Origin of the sequence: Streptomyces sp. 2A115 (assembly GCF_052245575.1) — a bacterium.
Taxonomy (GTDB): domain Bacteria; phylum Actinomycetota; class Actinomycetes; order Streptomycetales; family Streptomycetaceae; genus Streptomyces.
Genome location: NZ_JBQQCG010000058.1, coordinates 1 through 13,479 on the forward strand (window position 1 = coordinate 1; position 13,479 = coordinate 13,479).

Annotated in this window: 8 protein-coding genes; 1 reads left to right on the plus strand and 7 read right to left on the minus strand. The window is 70.1% G+C overall.

The window, feature by feature from the left end; all coding sequences use genetic code 11:
* Nucleotides 1-1,264 precede the first annotated feature (1,264 nt).
* Entirely contained in the window at nucleotides 1,265-3,538 is a 2,274-nt protein-coding gene (locus tag ACTWQR_RS37115) for an N-acetylmuramoyl-L-alanine amidase (RefSeq protein WP_443231635.1), read from the plus strand.
* A gap of 629 nt (nucleotides 3,539-4,167) precedes the next feature.
* Here the strand turns inward: ACTWQR_RS37115 and ACTWQR_RS37120 are convergent.
* From ACTWQR_RS37120 to ACTWQR_RS37150, 7 genes are all read right to left on the minus strand, one after another.
* The gene (locus ACTWQR_RS37120; protein WP_443231636.1) at nucleotides 4,168-5,184 is read right to left on the minus strand and encodes a hypothetical protein; all 1,017 of its coding nucleotides are present in this window, start codon (nucleotides 5,182-5,184) and stop codon (nucleotides 4,168-4,170) included.
* Nucleotides 5,181-7,115: a ferritin-like domain-containing protein gene (locus tag ACTWQR_RS37125; protein ID WP_443231637.1), complete on the minus strand. Its 1,935-nt coding sequence runs from the start codon at nucleotides 7,113-7,115 to the stop codon at nucleotides 5,181-5,183. Before ACTWQR_RS37125 ends, ACTWQR_RS37120 begins: the two co-directional genes overlap by 4 nt.
* A gap of 110 nt (nucleotides 7,116-7,225) precedes the next feature.
* Complete coding sequence (locus ACTWQR_RS37130) at nucleotides 7,226-8,680, minus strand: radical SAM protein (RefSeq protein WP_443231638.1); 1,455 nt, start codon at nucleotides 8,678-8,680, stop codon at nucleotides 7,226-7,228.
* Nucleotides 8,677-10,074 carry a hypothetical protein gene (locus ACTWQR_RS37135; protein ID WP_443231639.1) on the minus strand — a complete coding sequence of 466 codons (1,398 nt, stop codon included), beginning with the start codon at nucleotides 10,072-10,074 and terminating at the stop codon, nucleotides 8,677-8,679. Before ACTWQR_RS37135 ends, ACTWQR_RS37130 begins: the two co-directional genes overlap by 4 nt.
* Nucleotides 10,071-10,787 carry a hypothetical protein gene (locus ACTWQR_RS37140; RefSeq protein WP_443231640.1) on the minus strand — a complete coding sequence of 239 codons (717 nt, stop codon included), beginning with the start codon at nucleotides 10,785-10,787 and terminating at the stop codon, nucleotides 10,071-10,073. The genes ACTWQR_RS37135 and ACTWQR_RS37140 overlap by 4 nt, the downstream gene beginning before the upstream one ends.
* A 1,267-nt stretch (nucleotides 10,788-12,054) precedes the next feature.
* The gene (locus ACTWQR_RS37145; protein WP_443231641.1) at nucleotides 12,055-12,693 is read right to left on the minus strand and encodes a 3-oxoacid CoA-transferase subunit B; all 639 of its coding nucleotides are present in this window, start codon (nucleotides 12,691-12,693) and stop codon (nucleotides 12,055-12,057) included.
* Nucleotides 12,694-12,695: 2 nt separating this feature from the next.
* Nucleotides 12,696-13,475 carry a CoA transferase subunit A gene (locus ACTWQR_RS37150; protein WP_443231642.1) on the minus strand — a complete coding sequence of 260 codons (780 nt, stop codon included), beginning with the start codon at nucleotides 13,473-13,475 and terminating at the stop codon, nucleotides 12,696-12,698.
* Nucleotides 13,476-13,479: the final 4 nt, after the last annotated feature.

Here is a 13,479-nt window from a genome sequence, read left to right on the forward strand (position 1 = left end):
CGTCCACGACACAGCCCACCGGCTCGGTTGGTCGAACTGGCGACGCCGCCACCAGGCCCGATCCCAAGCCAGCCACTACCGACGACAAGCCACTCAGGAATGAAGATCACGAACTACGGCTGGAGTATTAGGTGCCCGCCTCTCGGGGCGGGGGCAAGGAGTGCCGAGCCCTCGAAATCAGGGCGAAGGCCATGGAAGCGGCGAAGATCCTGGAGATGCAGGGGTGAGGGACTCCCCGGCGTATGGGTATGGAACGTTGCGACGGTGACAGCGGGCACCGGGGAGGCCTTCCCCGGCCAGGCGGCCTGTGGACAGCTGCTGCCGGAAGCTGCGCGTCCTATGACCGACTGATCCCCGGGAAGCGGACGCGAGCCGGGTGGGCGTCGGAGGCGGCCGGAGTACCGCGATGAGCCGGCGGACAACACAACCGCCGGCCAGGGAAAGGCCGCTGCTTCGTCGATGCGCCGTCCAGACGGAGTACGACTGGGCCAGGGGAATGCCGGTGAAGTCCGTTCAGGATCCCACCGGACTGACCATCGCCACCACGACCGAGTACGACGCTCTGGGCCGGGTCGCCAAGACATTGACTTCCTCCCCTTCGTGAACGAGGGGATTCCTACGGCTCGCGCCGTGGGTTTTCTGTTTCGTCGCCGACTGCCCGCCCGGAGAACTCCGTTGAGGTCCTATACCCGCTCCACAGACGGTCACCGCCAGCCCGGCGGCCAGAAGGTTCTGCGCCGCGTTCCGGGCTGGATGTCGCGCCCGATCGGGCTGTTGACGTGTTCGAGCGAGTACGGGCCGCAGCCGTGCGTTATTCGGGCGCGACCTTCGAATCATCGGGCTGGGGCAGCCGCTTCTCCGGCATCTTCGAGGACGAGGAAGAGGATGGAGACGAAGAGGCCTTGGGGGGCGCGTACGAAATACCCGTGAGGCTGAGCGGATCAGCCTCACGGGTCGCTGGGACTTCGTCGTGTCGGGCCGGGAGGCATGGTTTTCCTATGTCACTCGGCGGCTGGAGGAACTCGGCGCGTCCGACTGCGTGGTGGAAATGAAAAGTGCCGCTCAAGCGGCGCACGGCGTCATGAGTCACAGTTCCCCTTTCGATACCTTTACGTCCCATGGACTGGTCGACGGGGGTCAGGAGTGGGTCATCGAGGTGGTTCCCAGGACGCTTTCGGAGATGACGGACGAGGAGTGGGAAAGATAGTCCTCGTTCACTGTATTTGTGCTTTTCGGGTTCACGGGAAGGGAATTGCGGTCCGGTATGAGAGTTCGTCGTTGGTGGGGTGCGGCCGCGGTCGCCGCGGGGGTTTCCGGGGTACTGGCGGTCCAGGGGGTGACCGGCGGCCCCGCGGACAGTGCGAAGGAGGGCGACGGGAAGCCCGGGCCGATCAGGAGCGAGGCTCGTACGGCCGCACTGGAGGTGGCCGGAAACGGCGCTTCCGCGCAACTCCGCAAACGGGACACCGAGCCGTTCAGCATGCTCGGCGTCACCTGGGCGGATCCGTCCGACAGAGTGACCGCGGCGGTCGAGGTCCGTGCCCGGGACGCGGAGTCCGGAAAGTGGTCGCACTGGCTGGGCCTGGACGGGGACAGCGGGCAGGGCGAGAGCGGGGCGGCACGCGGAGGCACCGAACCGGCATGGGTGGGACCGTCCGACGGGGTCGAGGTCCGGGTGGACGGGAAGTCGTCGGAGCGATTGCCGAAGGGGCTGAGGCTGGACATGATCGACCCGGGCGGCGAGGCCTCGGCGCTTGAGCCCGCGGCGTACGCGGTCGAGGAGAGCGAGAGCCCGTCCGCCGCCACGGATTTGCCGGCCCCGGAGAAGTCGGTGACGGGCTCGGCGGAGCCGTCCGTCTCCGAGCCGGTGCCTTCCGAGCCGTCCGTGTCCGAGTCGCCGTCGGACTCGGAGTCGGTGACGCCGAGCGCGACTCCGTCCGAGTCCGCCTCGGATTCCGCCTCGCCATCGGCTTCGCCGTCCCCGTCGGTGAACGTACCGACCGCTCCGCCGTCCACCGCACCCAGGCCGCCGATCACTTCACGGGCGGGCTGGGGTGCGGACGAGTCGATCAGTCCGGAGGAGCCCGGCTATCTCCCCGGCGGGAAGATCAAGGCGGTGGTCGTCCACCACACCGCCGAGTCCAACGACTACACCTGCGCCCAGGCCCCGGCCGTCGTACGCGGCATCTACGCCTACCACGTGCAGCAGCTCAAGTGGAAAGACATCGGCTACAACTTCCTGGTCGACAAGTGCGGCACGATCTATGAGGGCCGCAAGGGTGGCGTCGACCTGCCGGTGATGGGAGCGCATGCGTACGGCTTCAACTCCGAGACCACCGGCATTTCAGTCCTCGGCAACTACACGACGGTCGCCCCCTCGCAGCAGGCGATGACGTCGGTCGCACGGATCGCCGCGTGGAAGCTCGGCCAGTACGGGGTCGACCCGACCGGCACCACCACCCTCACCGCGGGCGCGGACGGCACCAACTACTTCCGCCAGTCCTGGACCAAAGGTGCGCAGCTGACCTTCCCGACCATCCACGGCCACCGCGACGGCTACAACACCCAGTGCCCTGGCGACGCCCTCTACGACCGGCTCGGCACGATCCGCAGCTGGGCAGCAGGTCCGGCCGCCGGACTCACCCTCAAGTCGGTGACCGGCACGGGCGTTTCGGGTTCGACGTACTACACCAGGGCCGACGCCACGGTGAACTGGTCGGCCACGACGCCCGCCGCGCTGATCGCGAAGTACGAGTTGTTGGTCGACGGCAAGGTCGCGGCCACCGTCACGGGAACCGCCGGCTCCGCCAAGGCGACTCTGGCCGCGGGCACCCACAAGGTGGCCGTCCGCTCCGTCCACCAGTCAGGGAAGACCATCACCACCGCGCCCGCGACCGTTGTCGCCGAGACCACCGCCCCCACCTTCACCACCAAGCCGAACCTGGCCCTGCGCACCGGCACGGTCACCACCACCGCCGTACCGCTGGCCGTGAAGTGGAAGGCCACGGACGGCAGGTCGCTGAAAGAGGTCCGGCTCACCGCCCCGGTGGCCAAGACCTATGGTCCGACCGCCACCAGCGCCGACCACACCGCCAAGTCCGCCACCGCGACGAAGTGGTCCCTGACGGCGTACGACCTCGCGGGCAACACCGCCCCCGCCTCGGTCACCGGCACCCCGGTCATCCTCCAGGAGACCTCCGCCACCAAGTCCGGCACCTGGACGGCCAAGTCCTCCAGCAGCTACCTCGGCGGCAAGTCGTACACAAGCAAGACCAAGAACGCCTCGCTGAGCTGGACCTTCACCGGTCGCTCGGTCGCCTGGGCGGTCTCCCGCGCCTCCACCTCCGGCGAGGCGCACATCTACGTGGACGGTACGAGGGTGACGACCGTCGACCTGAAGTCCTCCACGGCGAAATACCGCGACGCTCTCTGGACCAAGACCTGGGCGTCCAGCGGCAAGCACACCGTCAAGATCGTGGTCGTCGGCACCAGTGGTCGGCCGACGGTCACGACGGACGGACTCGTCTACCTCAAGTAGGCAATCAGTGTGAAGAAAGGGCGGGCGGGACCGTGAGGACCGGCCCGCCCTGTTTCTTCGAGTCACGGACGGCGACTGCGTCGCGGAACTGGGGGACCTCTCCCTCCGCGGTCGCGAGGGCGAGAACCCGCTCTGGGCGGAGCCGGAGTGCCATGCCGCCGCCTACGGCTGGAATTCGGCCACCCGACACCACAACGAAGTGAGTCGACCAGTCGTACTCGGTCGGCTCGCTGCTGATCGGGGGGCCCGCCGTGGCGTGGGGCTCCGCGAAGCGGAATGCCTTCCCAGGTTCCGGCCCGCCTTGGGCGGCGAGGGCGGCGAAGCGGTTGTAGCGCCGGCCCCCTGTCTTCGGTTCCCGATACGGTCCGTTGACGACCACGTCGGCGTGCCCGTCACCGTTGACATCGTCCCTGTTGACCGCGCCATCGTCATGCTTGGAGGGGAAAGGGGGCGGCATTGGAGGCGGAAGGGGACGACGGCGCCGACGCCCCACCGTCGCCCGAGCAGCCCGCGAACAGCAAGGCGGTCGCGCAGAGGCAGACAACAGCGGCGACACGTCGTCGGGGGAGCAGGGGCATGGCGCAAGTCTGCGTGGCGCAGCTCACGAGCCCGTAACGGCCGGGTCAGGGTCAGATCCCAGCGCTCGCGGCCCAGGTCCGCTGACGCTCCCCGGTAAGCGGCGGGATGCCGGCGGTGTCGAGTTCGTCCTGCCAGGCGGGATGCGGGAAAGCGGCGCCGTGCAGCTGGGCGCACGCGTGCACGTGGTCACGGAAGGCGGCGTGCAGTCGGGCGGTGTAGTGGGCGGTGAGGGGACCGGGAGGACCGCCCCGTGCGGCCGCGTCGACGACGGCGGCTGCCAGGACGGCCGTCCGCAGTGCCTGGGCGGTGCCGGAACCGCTGAGAGGGTCGTGGCGGAGTGCGCCCGCGCCCACGACGAGGCGTCCTGGCGCGGCCGGTGAGAGATGGACGCGGGGGGCCGCCGGCACGGCCACGGCCGAGGACGGTGGATGCCGGAGCCGCTCCGCCAACGGTGACGCTGCCAGCAGCCGGGCCAGCAGCCGGGCCGGATCCCGGGCCGGCCCCGGGACCATGGCCTGCAGCGTCGCCCGGCCGCCGCCTTGCGGGACGAGATGCAGCCACGCCAGCTCGGTGCAGGCCAGCAGCGCGGTGCGCTCGTCCTCACCCGGCGCGAGGGGGGCCTGACCCGCGAGCAGATGCCGGCGGCCCGCCGTCCAGTACGTGCCCGGCTGATCCGACGCCGCGGCGGTCACCGTCCACTCGGGCGTCGGCCCGTCGTCGGTGACATCGGGGTGGTGCCCTGTCAACCGGTCCAGTAGACGGCCGGCGAGGTCCGCACCGTCCACCACGACAGCCTCCTGCGGCAGGCGGCTCGGCCCGCTGCCGACACCCCAGGCGACCTGTCGGTGCGTCAGCCGCCGGCCGTCCAGGATGTCCTGGGAACGCCACAAGACGTGCAGTAGGTCCACGGTGAGCTCGTTGAGAACCAAGGGGCGCGGCCCCGGCACGGGCCGGTCACCGGGCACGCGGACCCGGTGACCGCCTTCCGCAAGGAGCCAGGCACACGTCAGCTCCGCCAGCCCGGCACCCCGCACCACCACGACGGCGGCGTGGCTACGCGTGGTCACGGCCGGTCGCCCCCGGAAGGCGAGGTGACGTGGTCGGCACCGGCTCCGTTGGGGTTGAGCGCGGCCAGCAGGAGGTCCATGTCGGCCTGCTGACGGAGCATCATGGCGCGTTCGGCTTGGTCGCCGAGTGAACTGATCTCTGTGCGGATGCTTGTGGCCGCCTCCGCGGCGGCGCGGGCAGCGGCCTGCCCGTCGGCCCGCTCGCCGCCTTCGGCTGCGGGGGCGACGAGCGGGGCGGGCAGCGTGAAGCTCGGGGCCACGCCGCGGGCCGCCAACACGTGGTTGACCTCATGCAGGTTGAACATGGTGCGCCGGGACTGCTCGATCAGGACACCGCCGGCCTGGTCGCCCAGCGCGAACGTGGCGCCGAGAGTGCCCAGCAGCACGGCGTAGTTCTGGTCGCTGAGCGCCAGCAACTGCGCCGCCAGGGGATCGTCGGAACCGTCGCCCATAGGCCGCAGATACTGGTCGGGACTGAGCCCCTCCAGATGGCCCTTGACCGCGGTGAACCGCCGGAAGTGGTCCTGTCCCTCGTCAATGACGAGCTTGATCAGGTGTGCCAGCCGGTCGTGCTCCGGGAACTCGTCCGGATTGCCGGTCAGCGTCTGGTGGAGGCGTACGTACATGCCGTCCACACCCGTGCCGGCCTGCTGGCTGGGGCGCTCGACGTCGATGAACCAATCCAACTGCTCGGGGGAGAGTGGCCGCAGCTCGAAAAGGTGGTCCAGGTCCCGGTGGATCCGGGTGGCGCGGCCCAGCCGGGGCGGACGGCCGAGGGCGCCGAGCGCCTCGTTGACCCACCGCAGGTGCCGCATCTCGTCCACCGCCACGGAGAACACCTCCTCGGCCGCGGCGAAGATCCGCCGGGTCAGGGGGGAGGCGTCGTCCGGCAGCCGCATCGGGGCGTTCAGCGAGTAGTGCGCGAAGAGGTATTCGACGCACAGCGCGTGCTCCACCGTCGCCAGGTACTCCAGCTCGGCGACGACTTCCTCACGTGTCAGCGGCTTGACCTCGGGTACCGGCGGAGCTCCCAGGCTGTCGTCCTCCCGGCCGTTGAGCACGACGGGCAGTACGTTCCAGTCGGTGATCAGTTCCGCGTAGTCGAGTTCCCGTTCCCGGCGTCCGGCGCCCGTGGGGCCGTCGAGCTCGGGCGGGACCGTGGTGCGGTCCCGCCGTTGGAAGTTGAGGTCGCGGAACTGGCCGTCGGAGCTGGTGGCGATGTCCGGCTTCGAGGCGGCCCAGTAGAAGCAGCCGCAGTCCCGGAAATCGAACTGCCAGGGAGCGCAGAGGCTGCGCGTGAGATCGCCCGGCTGGTACACCTCGGGTTCGATCACCCCGTCCTCGTCCAGGTAGCGAGCCCGGTCGGCGATGAGCACCGCGGCCTCCACGGCACCGTTCTGGTCGCGCTGGACGATGCTGCGGCCGGTTACCCGCAGCCCGTTGAGGTCGCCGCCGACGATGTCCGCGCCGGGTGAGAGCCGGCCCGGCGCGGGACCGAGCAGCACGGCGACCCGGCCGGGGAGCAGGTCGTGCACGCGGCGCCACACCTCCAGGCCGTTCAGTCCGGTGCAGCTGAAGGTGCGGGCGCGGTTCTCCGGCTCGTCCACGGTGGTGCGCCCGCAGATGGCCCACACGTGCAGCGGCAGGTCGGCTTCGTTCAGGCCCCGCTCAGCGCCTGGCCCGCCGGTGACAGCCAGCACCTGTGCCCCGTCCGGGCGGTGGAAGTCGACGGCAAGCCCGGGGAAGAAGGCCCTGTCCAGGTTGCGCTGGTCGAATTCCAGCCCCGGATAGCAGTTGTCGACACCGCTCTCCGGCCGGGTGCCCGCCGAGTTGCCACGGACCACGTGGTCGGCCCGGGCGGTGAGGTTTCGCGGGAAGATCTTCCCGCCGGGGACGGGCGGACCGGCGGCACCGGGAACGGGATCGGACATGACGGCTCCTTCGTCGTCAGAGGTGGCACAGCGGTACGGATGAGTCGGGTGGTGCGGCACGGTGCGCGGTCACCCAGGTTGGGCGCGGCACGGTGCGGTGCGGCTCGCGGTCACCGGGCGATGGTCGTCGGGTCGCTCGTCGGCCGGGCCGCTTGCGAGGTGTCGATCCCGCCGGTCTCGGTGAAGAAAGCGGGGGCGGCCTGCGCGAGTTCGACGTAGGCGCGCAGGCAGAAGGCCAGCCAGCCGCGGATGTAGTCGCAGCCGGGCCGGCCCCGGCGGCTCACCTCGTGGTAGCAGCCGCCGCCGCACAGATAGCGGGCCCAGCAGGACCGGCAGGGCTGCATACGGTCCACGTGACTCGCCGCCAGATGACGCTCGCGTGCCGCCTGGTCCGGCCCGGCGGTCACCGAGCCCATGGCGAACGCCGGGTCGTCCACCAGCCGGTGACAGGCATAGAGGCCGCCCTCGGCGGACGCGCTCAGATAGCCGGCCCCGGCTCCACAGGGGTACGGGCGGTGGCTGCCCCGGTGCAGCTGGTGCATGGCGGTCTGGAAATTGCCGAAGGGGTACGGCCGCCCTGCCGACAGCTCCCGCAGCGCCACTTCACCGCACTCCACCATCCGGTTCAGGAACCCGGCGAAGGTACCCGCATCCAGCTCGTACGCCGGGTCGGGCGCGCTGACGACCGCCGCGAAGCCCACCTCGTCGAAGCCGAGGGCGATGCCGTGCTCCAGGACGTCCAGCAGCCGGGCGGTGCGCGGGGTGACGCTCACGCGTGCCGAGAGGTGGCGGGGGCGCCCGTACCGGCGCAGTATGTCCAGTCCGGCGCGCAGCGCGTCGTACGCGCTGGTCCCGCCGGGAGCGCGGCGCAGCGCGTCGTGGCCGGCGCGGTCGCCGTCGAGGCTGACCGCCACGGTGAACGGGTGCTCCGCGAACAGCCTCGCGTCTTCGGGCCGGACCCTGGTCAGGTTTGTCGTGAGCGAGAAGCGCACCCGGTGCCCCGTACGCGAAGCGGCCTTCGTCGCGTATCCGACCACGTCGTGCACCAGGGCGCGGGCCAGCATGGGTTCCCCGCCCATGAAGCCGATCACCACGTCCGTGCCCGGTGCGGCCTCGGTGAGCAGCCGGTCGACGGCTGCGAAGGCCGTGTGTCCCGGCATGGCGCGGGCCGAGCCACCGAACCGGCCCTCGTCGGCGTAGCAGTGGCCGCAGCTGAGGTTGCAGGCCTGCATCACGTTGAGCGACAGCGCGGACAGCGGCGGTACCTCGGCCGGTGTGCCGTCGATGCGCGGCGGGAAGTCCGCACCGCCCCACAACGGCAGGCCGAGTTGCGCGGCGAGCGCGGTGTCCTCCTCGGTGGTGCGCGGGCCGGCCGTCCAGCTTTCCAGCCGGTCGGCGGTCTCCTCGGGCAGGTCGTAGACGCGGCTGCCGTCGGCGAGGAACAGGTGCGCCCCGTGGGCACTGCGGAACACCTTGGCCTCGGCGGCCAGTCCGGGCGGTGCGTCCGGCTCCGGTGCCGGGTCGGGGTCGGGTGGGCGGCGGCCGATCTGGAGCAGAACTGTCATGTGCCCTCCTGGGTCTGTGCCCGCAGCGAGTGGGCCCAAGCGGTCAACAGGTCGTACTGGCGGCGGGTGAGGTGCAGCGGATAGCGGTCGGAGCCGCGCATGGCGACGGGCATCTTCCGGTCGTAGTAGCGCTCCGAGGTGACCGGTTCCCGGATCACCCGGCGGATCAGCTCGGGCTGTTCCCGCAGGAGGTCCTCCAGGGCCTCCAGGGCGACGAACCGGCGATGGCGCCTGCGGCCCCGTTCGGTGAGGCCGAGGAGGAGGCCGAGCAGCGGCTCGGGCACCGGGAAGGCCTGCTGGCGGGCGCTCTCGACGGAGTCGCCCACGGCGCGCGCGATGGCCGCGTTCTCGAACCCGGCCCGCTCGTTCTGGACGTCCACGTTGACGGCGTCCATGGTCTCCAGGATCCGCTCGAACAGGTCACGGACCTCCAGAGCGGTCAGCTGTGCGTCGGCCAGGTACGCGGGGTCGCGGACGTCACCGCGCCGGACGCGATCGGTCAGACCGTCGGCAAGGGATACGAACGGCCTGCGATCGGGTGCGAAGTCGGGAGGACCGACGACGACCCTGGCCGTGGCGGTCGGGCCGCCGGGCAGAGTGACCGTCACCAGACCGTCGCACACGTCGTCGAGGAGGCCGAGGCTCTCGTTCTCCTCGGCACCGGCGAACAGGCCGCCGGGGTTGGTGCGCGGATCATCCCCGGTGAGTGAGAAGCCGCACCAGTCCGCGTCCGGGCTGAGGATGAGCCGCTCGGCGGGGAGTGTGAACACGCTGCTGCGTTCGGCGAGGTCGACCGGGCCGTACACGACGCCGGCCGCCGGGGTGAAACGCAGCCTCAGTCCGGGCAGCGCGGCGTTCGGCACGGGTACCTGGACGGTACCGAGTGGCACCTGCCGGCCGGGCGGTACGAGCGGACGGTCGGCGCCCTCGGGGGAGCGTCCGGTCAGCTCCCGCCGCTCGTGCTCGTGCCCGGCGAGTTCGACCGTGGCCTCGACGCGGTCGCCCGGCGTCCCGGTGTAGTGGTGCGGCTTGAGGTTGGCGACCGCCACCCGCCAGCGCACGTCGGCGAGACCGATGCCGTGGTCGGCCAGCACCTGGGTGGTGACCGGACCGCTGTGGCTTTGTCCGTCGGCGGTCCAGCTGCCGTGCAGTTCGAAGAAGGGGCAGACCGGGCGGAAACCGCTGGCGTCCTTGAACTGCACGCTCTCCGGCAGCCGTTCGGTGAGGGTGCCGTCGGCGGCGACGTCGACGGTGGTGTCTGGTACCACGGTGGTCTGGCCAGTACCGCGTGGCGAGAGATCGCTGGGGCCCCAGCGATAGTTGTCACACGGCACGGGAGAGGGGCCGAGGCGGGCGAAGGCGAGTGGCGGATGAAGCCAGAGCTGTTCGATCACGGAAGTCTCCAAGAGCCGTGAGAAACGGAAGTCCCCGGTGCCGTCAGAAACGGAGGCCTCCGGGGCCGGGGAGAAGCGGAGCTCGGGCGTGTCGTGGGCGTACGGTGTCGGCGGCCGGTACCCAAGGAGGCGGTCAGTCGTTGCGCCCCTGGAACGCCGCGCCCGCTGCGGCCGGCGCGGCGGCCGGGTCCGCGTGCCGGCAGGCCAGCGCCTCCTGCCCGCCCTGGCGGAAGATCTGTTCCCGGCCCGCGGGGCTCCAGCCTGCCCGTCGTGCTGCGCCGGGCGGACGGGCGGGCTCCGAACAGCACGATGAAGATCAGGTCGTCGAGTCCGTTGATGGGATGCGCCATGAACAGGGCCTGCGCCGAGTTCAGCGACCCGACCGGTGCGGCGGGGACAGCCGCCGCCAGCTCCCGGTCGCCGCCGTGGCCGGTGAGCGGCCGGGCGAACCGTACCCGGCGCTGCGCCGGGGTGAGTTGTTCCGGGTCCGTCGCGCCCGGTCCGTACAACTCCTCCCAGCGGGGCTCGTTGCCGAGAATCCCGGTGATGATCTCGCGCAGCCGCACAGGAGCGTGGGTGGCCAGCGTCAGGTGGTACTCGGGGAGTCCGGGGGTGATCTGTACGCGCTTGGGACGAAGCCGGCCCTGGCTGTCCGGGGCGGTCACCACCGCGTACTCGCAGTACTCGTTGTGCAGCTCACGCCGTCCGCGCACGCCCCAATCGGAGAGTTGGTGCGCCGAGGCGGAGTCGAGGCAGAACTCCGGCTCGGTGGGGTTTGCGAACCACGTGACCGGCAACCGCTGAGCAGCCGGGTCGGCGGCTCCAGTCTGAAGAACCTGCTGGGCAGCGTCTGTTCGAGCTCTTCGAACCGGGTGCGGATCTCTTCGTTCCAGCGATCCAGCAGGTCCGGGGGCAGTTCGTCAGCCAATCCAGGGGCAGAGAAGGACATGGCGGCACCTTTCCACAGACCTGTCCGCGTTGATAGCGGTATGCGAAGAATCTTCCGGAACGGAATGATCACTCACCATATCGGGGTGATCGCTTACCGGTCTCCGGCTCGCCCTTATTCGTTTCCCGCGGTAGGGGCAAGCACCATTCGACGAGCTCCGGCATGCGTCGATGCCGCGTCGGCACACGCCACAAGCGCCCTCAGTGATGGGAGATCCGGTCCGGTGTCGAGCGGCTCGCTTCTACGCCTTGATGAGGAGGGGAACCCGCTTGAATCGACGGACGCCCGCCCGACGGGTCCCGCGCGTCTCACTACTGCGTCTCCCGGTCAACGCATTGACGGATTGCCCTGCGTGCGATGTCGCGCTGCATGTCCGGCATCGCATGGGATGTGTCCGTGGTGAACGGGCTGGACGGGTTGGCGTACCTCGGGGCCGGTAGACGCCGGCGTGGTGGCAGGCAGTGGTCGTCCGATTCGACCGAGCGCCATACGCCTTGGTGTCCCTGGGCAGTTAGGGATACCGACACCCGCCCCTCACAGTGACCGCATGCCCTGGCCACGCCGTCGGCGCCGGACTTGTGCTGCCTTCGGCCCTTGGTGGAGGTGAGGTAGTCGACGAGAGGCTCGTCGATCAACCGCTCCTGGGCGACCTGCTGCGGAAGCAGAGGCGCTGTCGGACCTCGAGCGGCACGCGTGTGAGGCCGAGTGCAGCAGGCAGACGGCGGAACGGCGGCTCGGCAAGGCGGCTGTGCCAGTAGGCGGCACAGAAGTTGTCAGCGGATGTTCCGGAGATAAATCCCGCCCCTTCCGGCTGCGCGAGTGCGAACGCTATGGACCCTGGTGACCGGCCTCAGCGGATTCCTTTGGTGGCTAACCCCGGCTTTGGCCGGGAAAGGAAACGAAACCCCTGCGGAGCAGGACAAGGACCTGGGATTTGCCGTCAGGGCGGATCACAGTGCCCTTGACCCGCAGGTTTGACCCCTACTTGCGGCCTGGCCAGTTTGCGGCACGGTCGAGCAGGAGCGCGGTGGTCACCCCGGGCTTGTGATCAGATCCGGTTCAGTCGCCGCTCGTACCTCGGACTCGGTGACCCCGGGGGCGCACTCCACCAGTCGTAGCCCGTGGTCGGTGACGTCGAGGACGGCCAGGTCGGTGATGATCCGGTGGACGACCCGTTGGCCGGTCAGCGGCAGGGAGCAGCGGTCGACGACCTTGAAGCCGCCGTCCCTGGCGAGGTGTTCCATCAGGACGATGACTTTGCGGGCGCCATGGACCAGGTCCATCGCACCGCCCATACCCTTGATCATTTTGCCGGGGATCGCCCAGTTGGCGATGTCCCCCTCTGCCGAGACCTGCATGGCTCCGAGGATCGCCGCGTCGATCCTGCCGGAGCGGATCATGCCGAAGCTCGTGCCCGAGTCGAAGAAGCTGGCGCCCGCCCGGACGGTCACGGTCTCCTTGCCCGCGTTGATCAGGTCCGGGTCCTGGTCGCCGGCGCACGGATACGGACCTGTGCCGAGGATGCCGTTCTCGGACTGCAGGACCAGTTCGACCCCGGCGGGGATGTGGTTCGGGATCAGTGTCGGCAGGCCGATCCCGAGGTTGACGTAGTCGCCGTCGCGCAGCTCCCTCGCCGCGCGGGCTGCCATCTGTTCCCTGGTCAGTGGCATCGTCACTCTCCGGGGAGCTCGGACGGGCGGGGGCGGGTGGTCAGTCGTTCGATTCCCTTGTCCGCGGTCTGAGCGGCCGTCAGGGGCAGGATCCGGTCGATGTAGATCCCGGGGAGGTGGATGGAGTCGGGGTCGAGGTCGCCGGGTTCGACCAGGTGCTCGACCTCTGCAATGGCGATCCTTCCGGCCATGGCGCAGACGGGGTTGAAGTTGCGGGCGGCCATGCGGAACACGAGGTTGCCGTGGCGGTCGCCCTTCCAGGCCCGTACGAGGGCGAAGTCGGCGGCCAGCGCCCGTTCGAGCAGGAACGATCTACCCTCGAATTCGGACACCGGTTTCGGCGGGGAGGCGACGGCCACCGAGCCGTCCTGCGCGTACCGCCAGGGCAGCCCGCCGGTCGCGACCTGGGTTCCCGTGCCGGTCCTGGTGTAGAAGGCGGGAATGCCGACCCCCGCGGCGCGCAGGCGCTCGGCCAGCGTGCCCTGGGGGGTGAGTTCGACCTCGAGTTCACCGCTCAGGTACTGGCGCGCGAACTCCTTGTTCTCGCCGACGTAGGAAGCAACTATGCGCCGGATCTGCTTGCGTTCCAGGAGTTTTCCCAGGCCGATGCCGTCGGTCCCGCAGTTGTTGGAGTAGATCTCCAGGCCCGTGACGCCCGCGTCCGCGATCGCGTCGATGAGTACGGCGGGAATCCCGCAGATGCCGAAGCCGCCCGAGGCGATGGTTGCTCCGTCGCCGATTCCGGCGACGGCCTGGGTGGCGGTGGAGACCACCTTGTCCACGGTC